Origin of the sequence: Mycobacterium sp. (genome assembly GCF_035697385.1) — a bacterium.
Taxonomy (GTDB): Bacteria; Actinomycetota; Actinomycetes; order Mycobacteriales; family Mycobacteriaceae; genus Mycobacterium.
Genome location: NZ_DASSCY010000131.1, coordinates 1 through 21,381 on the forward strand (window position 1 = coordinate 1; position 21,381 = coordinate 21,381).

At 66.5% G+C, this 21,381-nt stretch carries 22 protein-coding genes; 14 read left to right on the top strand and 8 right to left on the bottom strand.

What is annotated here, in order from left to right:
* Positions 1 to 533: TatD family hydrolase (locus VFH65_RS11220; RefSeq protein ID WP_353321469.1), on the bottom strand; the 533-nt coding region annotated here is incomplete at its 3' end.
* Between the two features lie 25 nt (positions 534 to 558).
* Here VFH65_RS11220 and metG point away from each other — a divergent pair.
* The 6 genes from metG to VFH65_RS11250 all read left to right on the top strand — a co-directional run bounded on the left by metG (position 559) and on the right by VFH65_RS11250 (position 7,822).
* Complete coding sequence (gene metG / locus VFH65_RS11225) at positions 559 to 2,106, top strand: methionine--tRNA ligase (protein WP_353321471.1); 1,548 nt, start codon at positions 559 to 561, stop codon at positions 2,104 to 2,106.
* A gap of 136 nt (positions 2,107 to 2,242) precedes the next feature.
* Positions 2,243 to 3,433 carry an NAD(P)/FAD-dependent oxidoreductase gene (locus VFH65_RS11230; RefSeq protein ID WP_353321473.1) on the top strand — a complete coding sequence of 397 codons (1,191 nt, stop codon included), beginning with the start codon at positions 2,243 to 2,245 and terminating at the stop codon, positions 3,431 to 3,433.
* Positions 3,430 to 4,332, top strand: a complete 903-nt coding sequence (gene sigJ / locus VFH65_RS11235; RefSeq protein ID WP_353321475.1) for an RNA polymerase sigma factor SigJ — start codon at positions 3,430 to 3,432, stop codon at positions 4,330 to 4,332. The genes VFH65_RS11230 and sigJ overlap by 4 nt, the downstream gene beginning before the upstream one ends.
* 105 nt (positions 4,333 to 4,437) lie before the next feature.
* The gene (locus VFH65_RS11240) at positions 4,438 to 5,601 is read left to right on the top strand and encodes an NAD(P)/FAD-dependent oxidoreductase (protein ID WP_353321476.1); all 1,164 of its coding nucleotides are present in this window, start codon (positions 4,438 to 4,440) and stop codon (positions 5,599 to 5,601) included.
* Entirely contained in the window at positions 5,598 to 6,506 is a 909-nt protein-coding gene (locus VFH65_RS11245) for an RNA polymerase sigma-70 factor (RefSeq protein ID WP_353321478.1), read from the top strand. The genes VFH65_RS11240 and VFH65_RS11245 overlap by 4 nt, the downstream gene beginning before the upstream one ends.
* 20 nt (positions 6,507 to 6,526) lie before the next feature.
* Positions 6,527 to 7,822: an aminodeoxychorismate synthase component I gene (locus tag VFH65_RS11250; protein WP_353321480.1), complete on the top strand. Its 1,296-nt coding sequence runs from the start codon at positions 6,527 to 6,529 to the stop codon at positions 7,820 to 7,822.
* Here VFH65_RS11250 and VFH65_RS11255 read toward each other — a convergent pair.
* Both VFH65_RS11255 and rsmI read right to left on the bottom strand, forming a co-directional pair.
* Positions 7,735 to 8,712: an amidohydrolase family protein gene (locus tag VFH65_RS11255; RefSeq protein WP_353321482.1), complete on the bottom strand. Its 978-nt coding sequence runs from the start codon at positions 8,710 to 8,712 to the stop codon at positions 7,735 to 7,737. The two genes, VFH65_RS11250 and VFH65_RS11255, sit on opposite strands and share 88 nt — an antisense overlap.
* A gap of 77 nt (positions 8,713 to 8,789) precedes the next feature.
* Positions 8,790 to 9,626: a 16S rRNA (cytidine(1402)-2'-O)-methyltransferase gene (rsmI, locus tag VFH65_RS11260; protein WP_353321484.1), complete on the bottom strand. Its 837-nt coding sequence runs from the start codon at positions 9,624 to 9,626 to the stop codon at positions 8,790 to 8,792.
* A 24-nt stretch (positions 9,627 to 9,650) separates the two neighbouring features.
* Here rsmI and VFH65_RS11265 point away from each other — a divergent pair, with 24 nt between their 5' ends.
* Together VFH65_RS11265 and VFH65_RS11270 are read left to right on the top strand one after the other, a co-directional pair.
* On the top strand, positions 9,651 to 11,201 hold the full coding sequence (locus tag VFH65_RS11265; protein ID WP_353321487.1) for a dolichyl-phosphate-mannose--protein mannosyltransferase: 1,551 nt from the start codon (positions 9,651 to 9,653) through the stop codon (positions 11,199 to 11,201).
* Positions 11,202 to 11,316: 115 nt separating this feature from the next.
* Complete coding sequence (locus VFH65_RS11270) at positions 11,317 to 12,189, top strand: type IV toxin-antitoxin system AbiEi family antitoxin (RefSeq protein ID WP_353321489.1); 873 nt, start codon at positions 11,317 to 11,319, stop codon at positions 12,187 to 12,189.
* 49 nt (positions 12,190 to 12,238) lie between these two features.
* Here the strand turns inward: VFH65_RS11270 and arcA are convergent, their stop codons facing one another.
* Positions 12,239 to 13,450, bottom strand: coding sequence for an arginine deiminase (gene arcA / locus VFH65_RS11275; RefSeq protein ID WP_353321491.1), 1,212 nt, complete (start codon positions 13,448 to 13,450; stop codon positions 12,239 to 12,241).
* Between the two features lie 46 nt (positions 13,451 to 13,496).
* Here arcA and soxR point away from each other — a divergent pair, with 46 nt between their 5' ends.
* A complete protein-coding gene (gene soxR / locus VFH65_RS11280; protein WP_353321493.1) occupies positions 13,497 to 13,931 on the top strand; it encodes a redox-sensitive transcriptional activator SoxR in 435 nt (144 codons plus the stop codon).
* Between the two features lie 32 nt (positions 13,932 to 13,963).
* Complete coding sequence (locus VFH65_RS11285) at positions 13,964 to 14,560, top strand: alpha-ketoglutarate-dependent dioxygenase AlkB (protein WP_353321495.1); 597 nt, start codon at positions 13,964 to 13,966, stop codon at positions 14,558 to 14,560.
* On the opposite strand, the gene VFH65_RS11290 is transcribed toward VFH65_RS11285, so the two are convergent.
* On the bottom strand, positions 14,557 to 15,255 hold the full coding sequence (locus tag VFH65_RS11290; protein ID WP_353321497.1) for a DUF5642 family protein: 699 nt from the start codon (positions 15,253 to 15,255) through the stop codon (positions 14,557 to 14,559). The genes VFH65_RS11285 and VFH65_RS11290 overlap by 4 nt on opposite strands.
* A 28-nt stretch (positions 15,256 to 15,283) precedes the next feature.
* Positions 15,284 to 15,964 carry a DUF5642 family protein gene (locus VFH65_RS11295; protein WP_353321499.1) on the bottom strand — a complete coding sequence of 227 codons (681 nt, stop codon included), beginning with the start codon at positions 15,962 to 15,964 and terminating at the stop codon, positions 15,284 to 15,286.
* Positions 15,965 to 16,091: 127 nt separating this feature from the next.
* Here VFH65_RS11295 and VFH65_RS11300 point away from each other — a divergent pair, with 127 nt between their 5' ends.
* Positions 16,092 to 16,388 (top strand): hypothetical protein, encoded by a 297-nt coding sequence (locus VFH65_RS11300; protein ID WP_353321501.1) that lies wholly within the window; start codon positions 16,092 to 16,094, stop codon positions 16,386 to 16,388.
* On the opposite strand, the gene VFH65_RS11305 is transcribed toward VFH65_RS11300, so the two are convergent.
* Positions 16,389 to 17,993, bottom strand: coding sequence for a PE-PPE domain-containing protein (locus tag VFH65_RS11305; protein ID WP_353321503.1), 1,605 nt, complete (start codon positions 17,991 to 17,993; stop codon positions 16,389 to 16,391).
* A gap of 367 nt (positions 17,994 to 18,360) precedes the next feature.
* Here VFH65_RS11305 and VFH65_RS11310 point away from each other — a divergent pair, with 367 nt between their 5' ends.
* From VFH65_RS11310 to VFH65_RS11320, 3 genes are all read left to right on the top strand, one after another.
* On the top strand, positions 18,361 to 19,059 hold the full coding sequence (locus VFH65_RS11310) for an LpqN/LpqT family lipoprotein (protein WP_353321505.1): 699 nt from the start codon (positions 18,361 to 18,363) through the stop codon (positions 19,057 to 19,059).
* A gap of 144 nt (positions 19,060 to 19,203) precedes the next feature.
* On the top strand, positions 19,204 to 19,617 hold the full coding sequence (locus tag VFH65_RS11315) for a hypothetical protein (protein WP_353321507.1): 414 nt from the start codon (positions 19,204 to 19,206) through the stop codon (positions 19,615 to 19,617).
* Positions 19,617 to 20,522 (top strand): hypothetical protein, encoded by a 906-nt coding sequence (locus tag VFH65_RS11320; RefSeq protein ID WP_353321509.1) that lies wholly within the window; start codon positions 19,617 to 19,619, stop codon positions 20,520 to 20,522. The genes VFH65_RS11315 and VFH65_RS11320 overlap by 1 nt, the downstream gene beginning before the upstream one ends.
* 18 nt (positions 20,523 to 20,540) lie before the next feature.
* Here the strand turns inward: VFH65_RS11320 and VFH65_RS11325 are convergent, their stop codons facing one another.
* On the bottom strand, positions 20,541 to 21,374 hold the full coding sequence (locus tag VFH65_RS11325) for a shikimate 5-dehydrogenase (protein WP_353321511.1): 834 nt from the start codon (positions 21,372 to 21,374) through the stop codon (positions 20,541 to 20,543).
* Between the last annotated feature and the right edge of the window lie 7 nt (positions 21,375 to 21,381).

Genomic DNA, 21,381 nt, shown 5'->3' on the forward strand with positions numbered 1-21,381 from the left:
GTGCCGGGAGCCCCCTCGGCGCGCAGGACGTCGAGCACTTCGGCGTCGGCGTCGCGGTTGTGGATCATCAGCGGCTTGCCGGTGCGCTTGGCGAGGTCGATGTGCCAGGCGAACGCTTCTTTCTGTTGGGCCGGGTCCGCGCAGCCGTCGAGCTTGCCCGGCCAGTACATGTCCATGCCGCTCTCGCCGATCGCCACTACGCGCGGATGGCCGGCCAACCGCGCGATGACGGCCTTGGCTTCGTCAGTGAGCGCATTGGCGCGAGTGGGGTGCAGGGCGACGGCGGCGTACACCCGTGGGTCGGCGTCGGCGGCTTCGGTCACCCAGCGGGCCGACTCGAGGTCGTCGGCGATGGTGACGACGGCCTGCACGCCGACGGCGGCGGCGCGGTCGACGATCGCGCCAATGCTCTCGGCGTCAGTGGCCCCGCACGCGTCGAGATGAGTGTGGGCGTCGATCAGCGGTGTCAGCGGCTCGGGGGCGGGCGGCGCCGGACGCGACCGGGCGGCGGGCGGGGGTCCATCGGGACTCACCGCAACACCATAAGCTGAAGCTCAAATGAGCGAGCCTTACTACATAACGACAGCCATCGCCTATCCCAACGGCGATCCGCACATCGGGCATGCCTACGAATACATCGCCACCGATGCGATCGCGCGGTTCAAGCGGCTGGACGGCTTCGACGTGCGGTATCTCACCGGCACCGACGTGCATGGGCTCAAGATGGCCGAAACGGCCGCCGCCGAAGGCATTCCGACCGCCGAGCTGGCGCGCCGCAACTCTGATGTATTCCAGCGGCTGCAGGAGCGACTGAACATCTCGTTCGACCGGTTCATCCGCACCTCCGACGCCGACCACTACGAGGCGTCCAAGGAGATTTGGCGCCGGATGAACGACGCCGGCGACATCTACCTCGACTCCTATAAGGGCTGGTACTCGGTGCGCGACGAGCGCTTCTTCACCGAGGCGGAAACGACCGTCGGCGCTGACGGCGTGCGGATCGCCACAGAGACCGGGGCTCCGGTGACGTGGACCGAGGAACAGACGTACTTCTTCAAGCTGTCGGATTACGCCGAACGGCTGCTGGCGCACTACAAGGCGCACCCCGAATTCATCGAGCCCGACGTTCGGCGCAACGAGGTGGTCAGCTTCGTATCGGGCGGACTGCGCGACCTGTCGATATCGCGCACGACCTTCGACTGGGGCGTGCCGGTGCCCGATCACCCGGACCACGTGATGTACGTGTGGGTGGACGCACTGACGAATTATCTGACGGGCGTGGGCTTCCCGGACACGTCGTCTGAGGTTTTCAGGCGCTTCTGGCCGGCCGATCTGCACATGATCGGCAAGGACATCATCCGGTTCCACACCGTGTATTGGCCCGCGTTTCTGATGTCGGCGGGAATCGAGTTGCCGCGCAAGGTTTTTGCGCACGGGTTCGTTCTGAACCGTGGCGAGAAGATGAGCAAGTCGGTCGGCAACATCGTCGACCCCGTGAACCTCATCGACACGTTCGGACTGGATCAGGTCCGCTACTTCTTCCTACGGGAAGTGCCGTTCGGGCAGGACGGCAGCTACAGCGAAGAAGCCATCATCAGCAGGATCAACGCCGATCTGGCCAACGAGTTGGGCAACCTGGCGCAACGCTCGCTGTCGATGGTGGCCAAGAATCTCGACGGAATCGTCCCGCAGCCAGGCGAATTCACTGTTGACGACGAGGGGCTGCTGGAAGCCGCCGACGGCTTGATGGACCGGGTGCGCGGGCATTTCGACGCGACCGCCATGCATCTGGCACTCGAGGCGATCTGGTCGGTGCTCGGCGCGGCCAACAAGTACTTCTCCGCGCAGGAGCCGTGGGTGCTGCGTAAGTCCGAGTCACCTGCGGACCAGGTGCGCTTCCGCACCGTGCTGTACACGACGTTGGAGGTGGTACGCGTCGCGGCGCTGCTCAGTCAGCCGGTGATGCCCGAATCGACGGGCAAGCTGCTCGACTTGCTGGGCCAGGGCGACGACGCGCGCACGTTCGCGGCGGTCGGCACGCGCATCGCACCGGGCACGCCGCTGCCCGCCCCGGTCGGCGTGTTCCCCCGCTACCAGGTGGAGTGAGGTTCTCCCCGCGAGCAGACAGAGAATCGCACTACCGAGGTCTATTTCATGCGATTCTGCGTCTGCTCGCCAAAAGAACGGGAGTGACCCACGTCACTATCTGTCACGGATCGGCGATCGGCGGTGTCTTGAGGGCATGACTGAACACACTGCACCCACCAAGGTCGTCGTCATCGGCGGCGGCTACTCAGGAACACTGGCGGCCAACCATCTGCGGATGCGCGGGGACATAGATATCACCCTGGTGAACCCCCGCCCCAGATTCGTCGAGCGGATCCGGCTGCACCAACACGTGGCCGGCAACTACGACGCCGCCGCGGTCGATTACGGCTCGCTGCTCGGCGAGGGCATTCGGCTCGTCGTGGACACCGCCACCCGCATCGACATCGCCACTCGCACAGTGGAGCTGGCGTCGGGGACCGCCCTGGACTACGACTACGTCATCTACGCGGTCGGCAGCACCGGCGCTGTGCCCGCCTCGGTGCCCGGCGCGGCCGAATTCGCCTATCCCATAGCGGAACTGGAGCAGGCGCTGCGGCTGCGTGCGGCCATCGAGGACCTGCACCCCGATGCGCCGGTGACCGTCGTCGGCGGCGGGCTGACCGGGATCGAAGCGGCCACCGAGCTCGCCGAGCAAGGCCGCAAAGTCACCCTGGTCTGCGGCGGCCGGTTGGGCCCGTCGCTATCAGTACCGGGCCGTCGATCGGTGGCCAAGGCGCTGTCCAGGCTCGGTGTCGCCGTGCTCGAAACCGACGTGGTGACGGAGGTCCGCCCGGATTCCGTCGTCTTCGAAGACGGCGCGGTACGCCCGAGCACGTTGACGATCTGGACCGCTGGGTTCGGTGTGCCGCAACTGGCGGCCAACAGCGGACTGCACACCGACGAGCTGGGCAGGCTCCTCACGGACGAGACACTGACCAGCGTGGACGACGACCGCATCGTCGCTGCCGGTGACTGCGCCTCACCGTCGGGCACACCGTTGAGGATGTGCTGCGCATCGGCGAACCAACTCGGTCCGCAGGCTGCCAACACTGTGCTGAGCCGCATTGCGGGCGAGTTGCCCGCGGACTTTGCCTACGGCTTGCCGGGGCAATGCATCAGCCTCGGTCGCGGCGCCGGGATTATGCAGTTAAGCCACCAGGACGACACGCCCGTGAACGTCTACGTCAGCGGCCGCCTCGCCGCCCGCCTGAAGGAGGGAATCTGCAAGGGCACGCTGTGGGGCCTGCGCCGCGAGGCCCGCAAACCCGGCTCGACGTTCTGGTTCAAGGGTGGGCCTCGTCCTGAGCAGCCGGTATTCGCTCCGCAGGTGGTCGCGGAAACGTGACCACCCCGTCGAGCGAGCATGCCGAGCGGTTCACCCATCTGCGGCCGCTGCTGTTCACGATCGCCTATGAAATCCTCGGTTCCACAACCGAATCCGACGATGTGCTGCAGGACAGCTATCTGCGCTGGGCGGACGTGGACCTCGCGATGGTGCGGGACACCAAGTCATATCTGGCGCAGCTGGTGACGAGTCAGGCGCTCAACGCGCTACGCGCGAGGGCGCGACGTCGCGAGGACTACATCGGACCGTGGCTGCCCGAACCGCTGCTGCTCGCCGAGGGCGACGCCTCCTCCGACGTCGTGCTCGCCGAGTCGGTGTCGATGGCGATGCTGGTGCTGCTCGAAACCCTGACACCGGATGAACGGGCGGTGTTCGTCCTTCGCGAGGTGTTCGGCTTCGACTACGACGAAATCGCCGGAGCCATCGGCAAATCCGCGGGGACGGTGCGTCAAATGGCGCACCGTGCCCGCGAACATGTGCATGCGCGACGCAAGCGGTTCGGGCCCGTCGACACCGCGCGGACCGCCCAGATCACCGAGCAGTTCATGACCGCGGCAGAAACCGGCGACATGGAGGGACTGATGACGCTTCTGGCGCCGGGCGCCACGTGGACCGCCGACCATGGCGGCAAGGCCGCGGCGACTCGCAGGCCCATCGTCGGCGCACGAAGGGTTGCCGCGATTATGGTCCGCCTGTTCCAGGTGGCCAGGGAGCGGCCGGAACTCCGGTTCGAGACAGCGGTCTACAACAGTGCACCCGCGGTCGTCGTCTATACAGGCGACCATCTGGAGGGCGTCTTCGTTTTCGAGGTGATCGAGGACCAGATCACCAACCTCTACGCGATGCGCAATCCGGACAAGCTGGCGGGAATCACGATTCCGCGAACGATCAGCCGCTAGTGACGTCCACCACACCGGGCGCAAAGCTGTCACACTCCGGATGTGCGCGGTGTCTCGAGGGCAGACCGGTTCAGCGACGAACCGGATGACCCGAGGAGACATGTTATGACCGAACAGAACACCACCGTCGTCGTCATCGGCGGCGGATACGCCGGAGTAATGGCCGCCAACCGGCTCGCGCGGCGCGCCAGCGTGACGATGGTCAACCCGCGCGGCGCGTTCGTGGAGCGGATCCGGCTGCACCAGCTCGTAGCAGGAAACGACGATGCGATCGCCGACTATTCGAACGTGCTGTCCGCTGATGTCCGCGTCGTCGTCGACGCCGCGACACAGATCGATGCCGCGGCACGAACCGTCTCACTGGCATCGGGCGAGGCGCTGCGCTACGACTACCTGGTCTACGCCGTCGGCAGCACCGGCACCGTGCCCGACTCAGTACCGGGCGCCACCGAATTCGCCTATCCGATAAGCGAACTCGAGCACGCTCAACGCCTGGCCAACCGGCTGGCCGACGTGCCCACGTCAGCCCCGATGGTGGTCGTCGGCGGCGGGTTGACCGGCATCGAGTCAGCGGCGGAATTCGCGGAAGCGGGACGCCCGGTCACCCTGGTGACCGATGTGCTCGGGCCGTCACTGGGCCGCAACGGCAGGCGGTCGGTCGCGAAGCGGCTGGCCAAGCTGCGGGTCGCGATGGTCGACAACGCCAGGGTCGCCCGGGTGGCTGCCGATCACGTCGTCCTCGACGACGGTCGCGAGGTACCAAGCGCCGTCACGGTGTGGACGGCTGGCTTCGGTGTGCCGGGGCTTGCCGCGGCGAGCGGCCTGTCCACCGACGACCTGGGCCGGCTGCTCGCCGACGAAACGCTCACCAGCGTGGATGACGGCCGCATCATCGGCGCGGGCGATGCGGTGTCGCCATCACGTCTGCCGTACCGCATGAGCTGCCAGGCCGCGCTGCCGCTGGGCGCGCAGGCCGCGAACACGGTGCTGAGCCGCATCGCCGGGGAGGAGCCTGCCGGAGTGAACCACGGGATGGCGGCTCAGTGCATCAGCCTCGGCCGGCACGCGGGCACTTTCCAGGTCAACAACACCGACGACTCACCACGGCGGCTGTATGTCGGCGGCCGCACCGGCGCATTCATCAAGGAGCAGGTGTGCCGCTTCACGCTGAAATGGATGCGCGCCGAAGCCGAGAAGCCGGACTCGTACTCCTGGAAGACGTGGTCCGGGCGTCAGGAGCTGTTGGCGGAGTTGGCGCCGGCGCGATGAACGCGAAGCCCAATGACGAACACGCCGAGCGGTTTACGCTCCTGCGCCCGCTGCTGTTCACGATCGCCTACGAGATCCTTGGCAGCGCAACGGAATCCGACGACGTGTTGCAGGAGAGCTACCTGCGCTGGGCCGAGGTAGACCTCGCGGTGGTGAACGACACCAAGGCCTACCTCGCCCAGCTCGTCACCCGGCAAGCGCTCAACGCCCTGCGTACGCAGTCCCGCAGGCGCGAGGAGTACGTCGGCCCCTGGCTGCCCGAGCCGCTGCTGCTCGACACCGGCAACAGCACCGACGCCTCGTCCGATCTCATCCTGGCCGAATCCGTTTCGATGGCGATGCTCGTCGTCCTGGAGACACTGAGCCCGGACGAGCGCGCGGTGTTCGTGCTGCGCGAGGTCTTCGGGTTCAGTCACGACGAGATCGCCGCGACCATCGGCAAGTCGGCGGCTGCCGTGCGCCAAATGGCCCACCGCGCCCGCGAGCACGTGCAGTCGCGACGCAAGCGGTTCGAGCCCGTCGACCCCAAGCTGTCGATGGAGATCACTGCGCGCTTCTTCACCGCCGCATCGACCGGCGACATGGACGGGCTGCTGGAGATGCTCTCGCCGGACGTCGTCTGGACCGCCGACAGCGACGGCAAGCGCAGTGCGGCGCGTCGACCCATCTCCGGCGCGGAGCGCGTCGCCAGAGTGATCATCGGCCTGGTCCGGGTGGCTGGGGAGAGTGGCCGCGTGGAGCCGGCGATGTACAACAACGCTCCGGCGCTGAAGCTCTATCTCGGCGACAGCTTCGAAGGCGTGATCACCGTAGAGATCGTCGACGGCCGGATCAGCCACTTCTATGCGATGCGCAACCCGGACAAGCTGGCCGGCGTCGACATCCCGCGCACGATCAGCCGCTAGCGTTCTGTCACGCTTACCCGGTGCGGATCGAGCGACTCGGCGACCTGGGCAGCGCCCCCGCGGTCCTGCGCGCAATCGCCGCAGGCGCGCAGCGGCACGAGTTGCCGCCGCCCGCCGCGCTGATCGGCGAGTGGTTCGGCTCGGCGGCGGTCATCGCCCCGTCGCTCTTGGCCGTTGCGGTCGACGACGTCTTCGCCGTACCCACCGGGGAGTCAGACGGAGCGATCGGCGGCGGATGGTTCGGTTTTCTCTCGTATCCCGACGGTGGTGTCGACGGGCTCGGCCCCCGGATCCCCGAGGCGGCCGGTGGCTGGTCGGATTGCGTGCTGCGTCAGGACCGCGACGGGCAGTGGTGGTATGAAAGCCTTTCCGACGCACCGCTTTCGAGCTGGGTGTCCGAGGCATTGCGATCCCCGGTGCCGCCGCGCGCGTACGAGATCACTTGGGGCGACGCCGATCGCACTGCGCACCGCCACGGAGTGCTCGAGTGCCTGGAGGCGATCGCGGCGGGCGAGGTCTACCAGGCATGTGTGTGCACGCAGTTCGCCGGCCGGCTCGAGGGTGAGCCCGTCGACTTCTTCGCAGATGCGGTGGAGCGCACCTCCCCCGCCCGCGCAGCCTATCTGGCGGGTGAGTGGGGCGCGGTGGCGTCGCTGTCGCCGGAGTTGTTCCTGAGCCGGCGAGGTGAGGTGGTCACGTCGAGCCCGATCAAGGGCACGCTGCCGCGGAATGCAGATCCGGCTGCGCTGCGCGCGTCGGTCAAGGATGTGGCGGAGAACATCATGATCGTCGATCTGGTCCGCAACGACCTTGGCCGCGTTGCGATCACGGGCAGCGTCACTGTGCCCGAACTGTTGGAGGTGCGACCGGCGCCGGGCGTATGGCATTTGGTGTCGACGGTGTCGGCGCGGGTCGACAGGGAGGTGCCGATGGCCGCCGTTTTGGACGCGACGTTCCCGCCCGCGTCTGTGACGGGTACACCCAAGACCAGGGCCCGCCAGCTACTGCGGGGCTGGGAGCCGCGTCGGCGCGGGGTGTATTGCGGCACAGTCGGTTTGGCGTCGCCCGTCGCCGGGTGTGAGCTCAACGTGGCGATCCGCACCGTGGAGTTCGACGCGAAAGGCAACGCGGTGCTGGGCGTCGGCGGCGGCATCACGGCCGATTCCGATCCGGACCGCGAGTGGGACGAATGCCTGGACAAGGCCGCACCATTCGTCGATGCCGCGCTTCAGCGGCGGATCCCCGCGCACAGCCGATCCCAGTTACCCGAGGCGACCTTGTCCCGATCGCCGTCATCCAGTTCCCCGAGGAACTGACGGGCGACGCCGCCATCGGTCGGTACGAACGGGTAGTCAGCGGCGAACATGATGCGCTCGGCGCCGACGACCTCCAGTGCCCAGCGCAGATAGCGGGTACTGAAAACGCCTCCTGGAGTGACGAACACGTTGGACCGCACGTATTCCGAGACGGGCCGTTCCAGGTTTGCGAATCCGGTCAACCTGTCGATGCGGTCAAGGAAAAACAGCACGACTTCGCCCCAGTGACCCATGATCACCTGCAAGTCGGGGAAGCGGTCGAACACCCCGGCGAGTATGAGCCGAAGCAGTTGCACGCCTGCGTCGTAGTGCCAGCCGACCCCGTGGGTCGCGAAGGCAGCGTCGACAACGTCGTCGAACCCGGAGTAGTACGCCTCGCGAACACCGATCGGCGGCGACTGCGGGTGCAGATACAGCGGTGCCCGCAATGCCTCCGCGGCTTCAAACACCGGCCAAAAATCTCGGTGGTCGATGGGCTTGTCACGGACCCGGCTGAACACGAGCGCCCCGTTGAACCCCAATGTTGTTACAGCCCTGCCGAGTTCGACCGCCGCCGCGTCAGGATCAGAGGCGGCCAGCGTGGCGAATCCCTGCAGACGATCGGGGTGTGCTCGCACCGCGTCGGCGAGTTGGTCGTTGCAGTCCGTCTGCAATGAAACCGCGTCGGACGGCGCCAGATTCCAGAGCCCTGGCGTCGTCAGCGAGGCCACCTGCACATCGACGCCGGCTTCGGCCATTGCGGCGAAACGCTGCTCGCCGATCTCCAGTAGACGTCGCTCGACCTCAGACGGGACAGCCATCGAGGGATCGCGCCAGCTCGGCTCGAGCTTTGTCCACGCGTCGATGACATCGGCGGTGACGTAATGTTCTTCCAACCCAACGACTCTCACAGCTACTCCTCAGGTGTTAGACAGCGCTGGACTCATAGGTCCTCTACCGTCATACGCCGATTTCGCGAGGAGCGTCGTTAGGCCCGGGACTGTAGAACCGCTTCATAGAGCTCGCGTCGCGATGGGGAGCCGGGATTGGCGGCGATCACCTGCGCGCACGCGTCCTTGACCCGCATGCCGCCGTCGACCAAGGCGCTGACGTCGGCCACCAGCGTCGGCAGATCGGCCCGCGGGGTCGCACCAGCGAGCACGACCGTGATCTCACCGAGCACGCCGTCGGCCGCCCACTCGGCGAGCTCGCCGAGCGTGCCGCGAATGATCTCCTCGTGCGTCTTGGTCAGTTCGCGGCAGACGGCCGCTTTGCGTTCGGGCCCGAGCGTCTCGACCGCGTCCCGCAGACAGTCGGCAAGCCGCCGCGGTGATTCGAAGAACACGCATGTGCGCGGTTCGGCGGCCAGCAGCTTGAGCCAGGACACGCGAGCCGAGTGCTTGCGCGGCGCGAAGCCCTCAAAGCAGAACCTCTCCGATGGTAGACCGGACACGGCCAGCGCCGTCGTCACCGCCGACGGGCCCGGCAGACACTGCACCGGCACCCCGGCGTCGATACACGCCGCCACCAGCCGGTAGCCGGGGTCGCTGATCAGCGGCATGCCCGCATCGCTGACCAGCAGGACGGTCGCCCCGCTCTTGACGTCGTCGACCAGCGCGGGAACCCGGGTCGCCTCGTTGGCGTCGAACAAACTGACGACCTTGCCGGCCAGGGTGACCTCGAGCGCCTGCGCGAGGGTCCGGATCCGCCGGGTGTCCTCGGCGGCCACGACATCAGCGCTGCCCAGGGCGCTGACCAGCCGGGCAGAGGCATCGGTCGGCTGGCCTAGCGGCGTGGCGCCGATGAGCAGTCGGCCGGTGGTCATGCCCGACAGCCTACGATCGTCGTCGTGACCGCCCCGGCCGATGAACTCGTTGCCAAGGGGCGCGCGGTCCCCGTCATCAGTCCCGCGCCCCTGGTGCCCGTCGCCGACTTCGGGCCGGTCGACAGGCTGCAGGGCTGGGCGATGACGGCCGTCATCACCGCGCTGGCCGCTGTGACACGTTTCCTGAACCTTGGCTCGCCGACCGATGCGGGCACGCCGATCTTCGACGAGAAGCACTACGCACCGCAGGCGTGGCAGCTGCTGCACAACCACGGTGTCGAGGACAACCCCGGCTACGGCCTGGTGGTGCACCCGCCGGTTGGCAAGCAACTGATCGCGATCGGCGAGGCGCTGTTCGGCTACAACGGGCTGGGATGGCGATTCACAGGCGCGGTGTGCGGCGTCATCGTCGTGGTGCTGGTGGCGCGCATCGGGCGACGGCTGAGCCGGTCGACGTTGGTCGGCGGTATCGCCGGGCTGCTGCTGGTCGCCGATGGGGTCAGCTTCGTCGCGGCGCGAACGGCGCTGCTGGACGGCTTTCTGACGCTGTTCGTGGTGGCGGCGTTCGGATGCCTGATGGTCGACCGCGACCAGGTGCGCGCGCGGATGCATATCGCGCTGCTCGAGGGCCGCATCGCCGAGACGCCATGGGGGCCGCGGCTTGGTGTGCGGTGGTGGCGCTTCGGCGCGGGCGTGCTACTCGGATTGGCTTGCGCGACAAAGTGGTCGGGGCTGTACTTCGTGGCGTTCTTCGGCCTGATGACGGTGGCATTCGACATCGCCGCGCGCATGCAGTATCGGGTGCCGCGGCCGTTGCTCGGCGTTTTCCGGCGGGATGTCGGGCCGTCGTTGTACGCGCTGGTGCTGATCCCGTTCGGGGTTTACCTCGCGTCGTACGCACCGTGGTTCGCCTCGGAGACGAGCGTCAACCGGCATGAGGTCGGCCAATCGATCGGCGAGAACAGCGTGCTGCCACTGCCCGACGCGGTGCGCTCGCTGTGGCATTACACATACGCGGCGTACAGGTTCCACGCCGGCCTGACCAACGCCGACGGCAATCATCATCCGTGGGAGTCGAAGCCGTGGACGTGGCCGATGTCGCTGCGGCCGGTGCTCTATGCGATCGACAACCAGAACGTGCCGGGCTGCGGAGAGCAGTCGTGCGTGAAGGCCGTGATGATGGTCGGCACGCCGGCGATGTGGTTCATCGCGGTGCCGGTGCTGGCGTGGGCCGTTTGGCGGGCTTTCGTCAAGCGGGACTGGCGGTATGGGGCGATCCTCGTCGGCTATGGGGCGGGCTTTTTGCCGTGGTTCGCGGACATCGACCGGCAGATGTACTTCTTCTACGCGGCGACGATGGCGCCGTTCCTGGTGTTGATGCTCGCGATGATCCTCGGCGACATATTGCACAAGCCGAATCAGAACTCGGAGCGACGAACGCTAGGGCTGATCGCGGTGTGTTGCTATGTGGCGCTTGTGATTACCAACTTCGCGTGGATGTATCCGATCCTGACGGGCATCCCGATCTCGCAGGGCACGTGGAACATGCAGATCTGGCTGCCCTCCTGGCGGTAGCTTCCCCTTCGCGAGACGTACACCATGGTCGCAGTTTGCGAGTTATCCACAGCCCTGGCGTAAACCTCGCGAATCGGGGGCAGAGTTGTCAGCCCTCGCGGCCAGCATCCGGGGCATGGAACGAGCATTCATCGGCGCCGAACTACTCCAGGGCGGCCTGACTCGAAGCCAGTTGCGCTGGCGCTATAAGGCCGTCCACCCTCGCATCTACGTGCCACGCGGCGCATTGCCTTCGATTCAACTCGACGCACATGCCGCCTGGCTCTGGACCGATCGCCGCGGCATCGTGGCCGGACGCGCCGCGGCTGCACTGCACGGAGCCCAATGGGTTAACCCCGGAACGCGGATCGACATGATCGCCCCGCGCGAACGGCCTCGGCCAGGTGTGGTCATTCGGAATGAACGGATCGACTGGGATGAGATCTGCGCGATCGGCGAACTCGCAGTCACCACGCCGGCACGCACGGCACTCGATCTGGCTCGACACCTCAAACGCGATCTAGCCGTCAGGCACCTCGACGCGCTGGCGGCGGCGACCGGCGTGACAGCTGACGACGTGGCGCCGCTTGTCGAGCGGTATCGCGGTTGGCGGGGGATGAAGCGCGCCCGCATCGCACTGGATCTGATGGATGGCGGTGCGCAGTCGCCGAAAGAGACGTGGCTGCGACTTCTCGTCATCGACGCAGGATATCCGCGGCCTCGCACCCAGATTCGGGTCCACGATGGCCGGGATGGAGGAGCCGAGGCGTTCCTCGATATGGGTTGGGACGAGCCGATGATCGCTTTGGACTACGACGGTGAACAGCATCAGACGGACCGACCACGATTCGTCCACGACATCGGACGCAACGCGCTGGTCGAGAGTCAAGGTTGGCTCGACATTCATGTGGTCAAGGAGCACAGCCGCGGGTTTACGTTGCACAGACTGCGGGAGGCCGCCGAGCGTCGCCGGTGGTTTCCGCTCGCGAGACGTACACCAGGGTCGTGATCGCGTGGGATTCGACGACCCGGGTGTACGCCTCGCGAGGCGCGAAACGCTACAGCGGGTCTCTAGCGGCCGGGCACGACATGCAGCGTGGGCCGCCGCGGCCAGTGCCCAGCTCCGACGCCGCGATCGGTAGTACCTCGATGCCCGCATCGGCTAAGCGGGCATTGGTTTCGACGTTACGTTCGTAGGCGACGACGACGCCAGGCGCGACGGCCAACGTGTTGTTGCCGTCGTCCCACTGCTCCCGCTCCGCGGTGACGGGATCGAGACCCGTCGCGATGACCCGCAGCCGGTCGATGCCCATCGCGGCGGCGGCGGCCTGCACGAACGGCACTGCGTCGTCGATCTTCACCCCGCCGTTCCCATCGCGGTGAATTGTGAACGCCGACAACGAATCCACGATATTCGGATACATCACGACCGCATCGACGTCGACCATCGTGCACACCGTGTCGAGATGCATCTGCGCACGCTCCTGCGCGATCGGGACCGCAAGCACGGTGTGCGCCAGATCGTCGTCGAACAGGCTGCGCGCCAACGCATCCGCCCCCGCAGGCGTCGTGCGCTCCCCCACCCCGACCGCGACAACACCCGGTGCCAGCAGCAGCACGTCGCCACCTTCGACGGGCGCCGACCGCGACTCGTACGCCCGCCGCACGCCAAGAAACCTCGGATGGTGTGCATAGATCAAGTCGGTCAGCGACGTCTCGCGCACCCGCGCCGGCAACGCCAGCGACGTGATGGCCACCCGCGGCCCGATCCAGAACGACGAATCGCGCGTGAACAACAAATTCGGCAGCGGTTCGATGACGAAATCCCCGCCGTGGTGCATCCGCCGCACCAGCGACAGCTCACTTCCGCTGAACGGCAACTCGTTGAACGTCATCCCCGCCATCAGCACATGCGCCAGCGGCCCGGCCTCCAACGTCCGCAAATACGCCGAAAGTTCTTGCGCCAGCGGCAGTCCCAGCCGTCGCGGATCGACCGCCGCGGCGATACCGTGCATTCGCGCGGCCCCGCTGCCCGACAGCGCCTCGGTCAGCAGGTCCGCCACCAGCAGCACCCGGACACCGCGCGATTCCAGCAGCGCGGCGAACGCATCATGTTCCTGCTGCGCCTTGGACACCCAGGGCAGGCCGTCGAACAGCAGCGCGTCGTTGTTGCGCGGGGTCAGCCGCTGCAGTTCGGCGCCAGGGCGGTGCAGGATGACCGCGCGCAGCCTGCCGACCTCGGAATCACAGCCGAGCGCAACGTCTGTCACATCTAGCACCGTAGCCCGAACAACCACCTCAACTATTGTTTAGGTCATGGAGCTGATCCACGAGCTGACACCTGGAGAGATGTCGTATCGCAGCGGTGTGGCGGTTTCGGCGTTGCACTTCTACGAACGCGAAGGCCTGATCGCCAGCCGCCGCACCAGCGGTAACCAGCGCCGCTACGCCCGCGAGACACTGCGGCGCGTCGCGTTCATCCGGATGTCGCAACGGCTCGGCATCCCGCTGGCGCGCATCTGCGAAGCCCTGGCCACCCTGCCCACCGATCGCGTCCCGACCAGCAAGGACTGGGCCAAACTCTCGGCTGGATGGCGCCAGGACCTCGACGACCGCATCCTGCACCTGGAACGCCTGCGCGACAACCTGGCCGGCTGCATCGGCTGCGGCTGCCTGAGCCTGAAGACCTGTGCGCTGTCCAACCCCGGCGACGTGCTCGCCGAGCAAGGTCCCGGCGCGGCGAGACTGTGACTCTTCGAACGTCTGTGCGATAGACTGCGGTCATGGAGCTGGCTCTGCAGAGCTCGCTGTTCGAGGCCGCCGACCGGCGTCACCTCGGCGGTGGCGCATGGGTCGAGGTGCGCTCCGGCTGGCTGACCGACGCCGACGAGCTGTTCGACGAGCTGATGGACGTCATCCCGTGGCGCGCTGAGCGCAGGCACATGTACGAGCGCGTGCTCGACGTGCCACGGCTGGTCAGCTTCCACAACCTCGTGGACGAACCCCCACCGCATCCGCGGCTCAAACAAATGCGCCGTCGACTCAACGACACCTACGCCGGCGAACTCGGCGAACCGTTCGTCACCGCGGGCCTGTGCCTGTACCGCGACGGCAACGACAGCGTGGCCTGGCACGGCGACACCATCGGCCGCAGCAGCACTGAGGACACCATGGTGGCGATCGTGAGCCTCGGTGCGACAAGGGTTTTCGCCCTGCGCCCACGCGGCGGTGGCAAATCGCTGCGGCTGCAGCACCACCACGGCGACCTACTGGTGATGGGCGGCTCCTGCCAGCGCACCTGGGAGCACGCGATTCCCAAGACCAGCAGACCCGTCGGCCCCAGGATCAGCATTCAGTTCCGTCCGCACGACGTGCGCTAGCCCTTGACCGCAGCCACCGCCGCCGTGAGTAGGTCGCGGGCGCGCTGCGTGTTCACGGGTTCGACCGGCTTGTCGGGCAGCACCAACGGATTGGCCGTGACGATCACCAGAAACGTGCCGAAGGTGGCCACGTAGTTGTACAGCTCACCGGTGCGCGGCTTGCCGTCGACCGTCGTCTGCAGGACGCGATGGGTGCCGCTGGTGTGGACGCCTTCGATCTGCGGCGCCTCGACCACCTCGACCAGTCCACGCACCCCGGCGCCCGCGAACCCCACCTTCTGGCAATGCGGTGCCGGGTCGTTGACCGGCACCGCCTCCGACGTTTCGAGCGCGATGGCGATGAAGCGGTTGCCCTCACCCTCGGCTGTGGTGGCGGCCATGTTGCCCTTGGCCCCGGCAGGCACCGCCTGCTGGGCGGCGAACTTCGCGCAGTCGGCGGGCTCGAACTTCATTCCTTGCGGCAGACCCGCAGGTCCGAGCAGACGCGGGTCGATGCCCGTCGGTCCGACATCGGTCACCTGGAACGACGGCCCGAAGCTCGACCGCAGGTTCTTGACGTTGGCGATGTCGGCGTGCGACAGACCAGCCTCGGCCGACTGGCCACATGCGGCCAGCACGCCGGCGCAGCCGACGGCGAGCGCCGCTTGCCGGCGGGCAGGAGCGAAGCGACAGGGGGAACGGCGCCGGGTCAACATCGCCGCCAATGTACCCGCACGTCGCGGCTCAACTCCGTAACGCCGACACCGTTTTCACCAAGAGTTCGCGGGCGAAATCCTGTCCGAGTGGAGGATTCGGTGATCCCGGATCGATGACGACGGTGATGAACGCGACGTAGTCATCGAGGTAGGCGATGAACGTGTCCGAGTGCGAACGAGTTTCCGTGCCACCCTCGACGACGGTCGTGGTCGCCGTCGACAGTCCCACCGTCGCGACACCCTCGATCTCGGGCGCGGCCACGAACGTGATGCTGCCGCTCGTATGCCCCGCCGACAGCGTCCAGTGCTCACACTCGGCGAGCAGTGCCGGATCGAGGCCGACCGAGGCCGGCGGCGAGCCCGTCACCACGGCATAGACGATGCCCCCGCTGCCCGACCCCGACCAACCCCGCGTCACCGCGTCGTCGACCACTGGATCGGCCAGCGCGCCGCACTGCGGCGGCTCCGCCGTCCATCCTGGGCCAAAGCCCCATATTTCGGCGGGCGCTGTCCGATCGGCGATATCGGCCAGTTCGTAGCCGGCAGGAAGGTCGCTGCGCACCTTCGCGATGTTCGCAGGCTTCACCTCGACCGACGGGCTCGGCGGGGCCGCGGAGGTGGACGACGACGGGCCGGAGGGCTGGCCGCAACCGGATATGCAACCCGCCACGCAGACCGCCGCGACGGCGATCGACGCGAACAGGCGCACGCGGTGTTGATACCACACAGAGCGCTTCGTGGAATCAAATTGCGGTACTGCCAGTTTCACTAAACAGGGCCGTCGGTGACCGGAGGGGAAGCCGTGGTCGGAGGGAACGACGTGGAAGGCACGACAAATGAATAGATTCACTTTTGCCACGATCGCGGGAGGAGCGTTCATCGCGCTGACGCTGGGATTTCCTGCCGGCGCGCAAGCCGCGCCGTCGGGCATCGGATCGGCGCAAGACACCGTCAACGAGTTGGAGAGCAACGGCTTCAAGGTCGTCCTGAACAAGGTCGGAACCGCCCCGCTTGACCTCTGCACGGTGGATTCCGTGCTCCCGGGCGAGACGGTGACCCATGCCGTGAAAGCGGGCAACGAGGTTGTCAGCCGCGTCGTGTATCAAACGGTGTATCTGACCGCCAAATGCTGATCAGGCGGCGTCCTGGTCTTCGGCAGAGGGCGCGGCGGACTCGCTAGGCGCGTCGTTGGTCGGCGTGTCGGGCGGATCGTCGGACGGCGAAGACGGCTGCGTCGCAGGCGGATCGAACTGGATGGGGCCGCGCACCTCGGGTCGCTCTGGCTGCGTCACCGCCGGAGTTTCGTTCGGGTCCGGCGTCGTGGCCTCGGTCAGCTCCTGCGTCGTGTCGTCCAGTTCGACGGCCCGAGGTTCGTCGTTGTCGCCAGCGACCGGTTCAGGCTCGGGCGCCGGCGCCCACGGTTCCTCGCCGGCCAGCGACTGACCCTCTGGCGCAACGGGTTCCACGTTGTCGTCCTCGACCGCTTCGGCCTGCGCCGACAGTGCGGACACCTCCGTCGTACTCAATGCCGCCGGAGGCTCAGGCAGCGGCGGACCGCCAACGCCGTATGGCCCGGCAGGGGTGGTACCAAGCGGCCGCCCGAGGCCCATTTCCTGCGACGCGTCGTCGATGGCGACCGGTATGGCGGCAAGCAGGTTCAGCGCCAACGCAATCGGGTCACCGATCGGCATGAGGCTTCCTGCCGTTGGCACTCCGGGATTGACCCCTCGCAGGTAGGCATCCTCGACGGCGACGCGCGTCAGCGTGTCGAGAAACCGCACGATGGGACTCGGCACCCCGAGTTGCTCGAGGGGCATCAGGATCGGCAATGTCCTCGCGGGGAACAAGTAGTAGGTGGTGTCCCCAAGCCGGCCCTGGTACTCGGCCTCGCTGAGGGGGCGGTTCACCACGTCACCGTGCAGGTAGTAGTAGGCGGCCAGCGAGTTGACCGTCGCCAGCAGATTCAGCGGCCGGTAGGGAGCGTCGCCGCCGAAGATGTCGTACTGCTGCGCGGCGTCGATGGTCGGATAGGCGTACGTGTCGTCGGTCGGGTTGTCCGGAGTGCCGCCGTCGTCGAGCACCTCACTGTCGGTCGGCGTCGCGCCATAGAAGGTGATGCCGAAGAACGGGATGGATGGCAGTCCAAAACCGCGCATCAGGATTCCGCCGTTGCCGCGCATGGCGTTTGAGACCAAGAAGAACGACGCCGTGTGACCCGGCACGTAGTTGTCGACCAAGTCCCGCTTCACGAGTGAGGCCACGACCGCGCTCTCCGAAAAGCTGAACACCACGATGTCGTCGCCTGATGGCGGCGGGTACTCCGATCCGACTGCCGGATCAACCGCGGGATCGTCGTTGAAGACGCAGTCGGTGCCGTCCAGGCAGTTATGGAGGTTCTCTCGCCCCTCTGCCACCGTCTGGTCGAAGGTCTTCGAGCCGAACAGCGGGAAGAACTCCGCGGGGTAGGCGACGGCCACGGCGTTGTCGACCGGCCCGGCAGTGCCCGTACCCGCGGCCGCAGGCGAATTGATGTAGCTGTCGACCGCGTTGTCCAGGTATGCCGTCACGAACGCAGGCGAATCCTTCGGCCCCATCAGCGGATGATCTGCTCCGCCCATGATCAGCGCGGTGGCCGCCTGCAGCGCAACGGCCGTCGTCATGGTCCACGCCATCGCGAGCCCAACGACCCCGAGTAGCGCCACAAAACCCACAACCAGCGAACGTGCAATCACCCGCATGATCAATACCCCTCTATAAAAGAACGGCAGAAAACTGCATCTGCCAACCACCGCCGGCGGCCGTCACTAGTTACGGCGCCCCTTCGCCGAAGCAGCAGCACAGCTGGATTTTGCTCCTACGACGGCGAAGAGATAGCCAATTTCGCACGGAATCGCGCGAACTATTTGCAGCATCAAGCAGTTTCTGTTGCCATGGCAATGAGACCGGCCCGCAGCAATCCCGTTGCGGCGATGCTGCGCGCCGCCGCTCTGACCAAGGGGTGGGCATGACATCCAGGGCGAAACGCCACGCCACGTCGCGGTTCCCGTGCGTCCGGAGTTTGCCAACCGTAGGCTACGGCGCAGATTCCAATGGACGGGAGACCACATGACAACGTCACGCAGCGCCGGCGCTATCGCCATCGCGGCCATAGCGCTCGGCCTGGGCCTGGCGGGCTGCGGATCGGACACCAAGTCCGAGCCGTCGACGGCGAAGGAGACGACCAGCGCGACGTCGACCTCAACCAGCGAAGCGGCGCCGACGACGTCGGCGCAGGCCGCGGGACCGAACTACACGATCGTCGACTACATCCGCGACAACGACATCATTGAAGCCGCGGTCCATCGGGGCGATCCCGGGTCACCGACGATCGACTTGCCCACCCCGCCGGGATGGCGGGACGCCGGCCAGAACACACCCGAATGGGCTTACGGCGCAATCGTTTTCACTGACCCTGCCATGGCGCAGGACCCGCCCAGCGTCATCGCCCTGGTTTCGAAGCTGACCGGCAACGTCGAACCGGCCAAGATTCTGGAGTTCGCCTCCGGTGAGATCAGGAACCTGCCCGGTTACGAGGGCGCCGCGGCAGGCAACCCGAGCACTCTCGGTGGATTCGAGGCGACCCAAGTGGGCGGCACCTATACCAAGGACGGCATCAAGCGGGTCATCGCCCAGAAGACCGTGGTGATCCCGGGGCAGGACGGGCTGTATGTGCTCCAGGTCAACGCCGACGGTCGTGAGGATCAGTTGGGCCCACTGATGGATGCCACGACGGTCATCGACGAACAAACCAAGATCACTCCCTGATTTATTTACGCTAGCGTCGACCGGAACGCGGAATTCCTGCCCGTTCCGGTCGTCGAACATGCACGAAGTCAAACGGATTTCGGTAGTCTGCGCTGCAATATCGTCAGGTCACCAGCAAACACTTCAGGAACGAGGTACGACCCGATGACTGCCATGCCACCTCCCGATCCCCACGAACCGCCGCCGCCGCAGCGCGGCCTCACCCGTGAAGAGCGCGGCCGCGACGTAAGCGAGGCGCAAGCCGAAGCCGAAGCCGAGACGTCGGTGCCCAAGAAGGCGCTGAAGTTCATGAGTCCGCGCTTCGTGTTGTCGCAGGCCGACGGCTACCCGGTGGTGATCAAGCAGTTTCTCCAGTTCTGCCTGATCCTCGTCTATCCGGCCTTCGTGTTCGCGGCGCTGTTCGGGTTGGCGGTGTACTACATCGTGCTGCTGCCCGGGTACTACATCCTTCTCGCGGTGTTCTGGGTGCTGTTCTGGCCGCTGCGGATGCGACAGAAGAAAAAGAATCCCGAAGAGTACGAGGCCTACAAAAAGAACTACTGGAAAAAGATGAAGTAGTGGGCCTTTTCAGGCGGTCAAGTGCCGCGCTGGTGACGGTGACCCCCGAGGTGGTTTCCCCGCGGCAGGCGGTGCGGGCCGACGTCACCACCGACAAGGCGATCGACAAGGTGTCCTCGGCGAGCCTGGAGTGGGGATACACCAACTTCTACCGCTATCGGTGGGCTGGGCGCGCTGATGCAGCTGCCGTCGGGGCCAACGATTCGCTCCTGCTGATGGGCGAAGTCGGCACCGACACCGGCAGCGAGAAGAACACCGAGGACTGGGTCAGCGTGACAAAGCTCGACCTGCCCGTCACCGATGGTGAATTCACCGGTGGCTCTTCATCTTTCACGGTCCCGTCGTGGGCGCCGGGTTCGTCGGAGGTGATCGCCAGGTGGTCGGCCCGCCTGACCATCGAGCGCGGTGGCCGTGACGTGGATACCCGCGGCGATTTCACCGTCGTCATCGGTAAAGGCGATGTCGAGGTCACCGACGCTCCTGCAGAGCGAATCGCCGGCGATGACGAAACCAGCGTCGACATCGTGCTGCCGTCTGTGTTGTACCGCGCGGGCGAGACGATCAACGGTCACGTTGTGCTCACGCCGCACGCCGACATGTCCGACGGCGAACTCAGCATCTATTGGGGGCACCGCCGAAGCTCCCATCCCCTTGTCCGCACGCCGGCGATCGCCGGTGGGACGAAGTCGGGACCAACGGTCAAGCTCGACAAGGGGATAACGCTGCGCAACGGCACACCGGTGACGGTGCCGTTCACGATCCCGCTGCCCCCGGACGCTCCGCCGACCGCCCAGGCAGTGCACTCATCTCTTGCGTGGTTCCTGGAGGCGACGCTGAGCTATTCGAAATGGACACAGGGCATCGAGCAGGTGCGCCTGCCGATCGTGGTCGTCAACGCGCCGTAGGCGTCACGCCCGTAGGCGTCACGCCCGAGAGACCGCCGAGGCCGCCGCCACTTGCTCGGCGGTCGGGCGCACACCGGTGTAGCGCTCGAACTGCTCGGCGGCCTGCAGCGCGATCACCTCGGCGCCGGTGATCACCTTGACGCCCGCTGCGCGTGCCGCCTTGATCAGCGGAGTTTCCGAGGGCATCGCCACGACGTCGAACACAGTGTACGCCTTGGCGATTGCCTCGTCGTCGAACGCTTGCTCGTTTTCCTCTTGGCCACCGGCCATCCCGATCGGGGTGACGTTGACGATCACCGGCGCCCGCAGGGTTCCGACTTCGGGCGCATAGTCGTAGCCAAGCCGGTCGGCCAGCGCGCGGCCCGTCTCAGCGTTGCGCGCGACCACGAAGCCGGTGTGAAATCCGTTGCCCTGGAACGCGGCAGCCACTGCGCTGGCCATACCGCCACTGCCGCGGATGAGTACGGCGTCGTCCGGATCCAGCCCGTGCTCGCCGATTAGCCGTTGGACCGCAATGTAATCGGTGTTCGATGCGGTGAGCCGCCCGTCGTCGTTGACGATCGTGTTGACGGAATGGATAGCCTGCGCTGACGGCTCGATCTCGTCGACAAGCGGAATCACGTCCTCCTTGAACGGCATTGAGACCGAACAGCCCCGGATGCCAAGCGCCCGCACCCCACCGATGGCGGCGACGATGTCGGTGGTCGTGAACGCCTTGTAGATGAAGTCCAGGCCCAGCTCGTCGTACAGATGGTTGTGGAACCGGGTGCCGATATTGCTGGGCCGGCTTGCCAGCGAAATGCACAGCCGGGTGTCCTTGTTCAATGGCGGCCTCCGGCCGACCGCGTTCAATGGCTTT

Coding starts and splice junctions, on each gene's coding strand:
- metG (WP_353321471.1), top strand. CDS start 559: ATGAGCGAGCCTTACTACATAACGACAGCCATCGCCTATCCCAACGGC.
- VFH65_RS11230 (WP_353321473.1), top strand. CDS start 2,243: ATGACTGAACACACTGCACCCACCAAGGTCGTCGTCATCGGCGGCGGC.
- VFH65_RS11240 (WP_353321476.1), top strand. CDS start 4,438: ATGACCGAACAGAACACCACCGTCGTCGTCATCGGCGGCGGATACGCC.
- VFH65_RS11245 (WP_353321478.1), top strand. CDS start 5,598: ATGAACGCGAAGCCCAATGACGAACACGCCGAGCGGTTTACGCTCCTG.
- rsmI (WP_353321484.1), bottom strand. CDS start 9,626: ATGACCACCGGCCGACTGCTCATCGGCGCCACGCCGCTAGGCCAGCCG.
- VFH65_RS11270 (WP_353321489.1), top strand. CDS start 11,317: ATGGAACGAGCATTCATCGGCGCCGAACTACTCCAGGGCGGCCTGACT.
- soxR (WP_353321493.1), top strand. CDS start 13,497: ATGGAGCTGATCCACGAGCTGACACCTGGAGAGATGTCGTATCGCAGC.
- VFH65_RS11285 (WP_353321495.1), top strand. CDS start 13,964: ATGGAGCTGGCTCTGCAGAGCTCGCTGTTCGAGGCCGCCGACCGGCGT.
- VFH65_RS11290 (WP_353321497.1), bottom strand. CDS start 15,255: ATGTTGACCCGGCGCCGTTCCCCCTGTCGCTTCGCTCCTGCCCGCCGG.
- VFH65_RS11300 (WP_353321501.1), top strand. CDS start 16,092: ATGAATAGATTCACTTTTGCCACGATCGCGGGAGGAGCGTTCATCGCG.
- VFH65_RS11305 (WP_353321503.1), bottom strand. CDS start 17,993: ATGCGGGTGATTGCACGTTCGCTGGTTGTGGGTTTTGTGGCGCTACTC.
- VFH65_RS11310 (WP_353321505.1), top strand. CDS start 18,361: ATGACAACGTCACGCAGCGCCGGCGCTATCGCCATCGCGGCCATAGCG.
- VFH65_RS11315 (WP_353321507.1), top strand. CDS start 19,204: ATGACTGCCATGCCACCTCCCGATCCCCACGAACCGCCGCCGCCGCAG.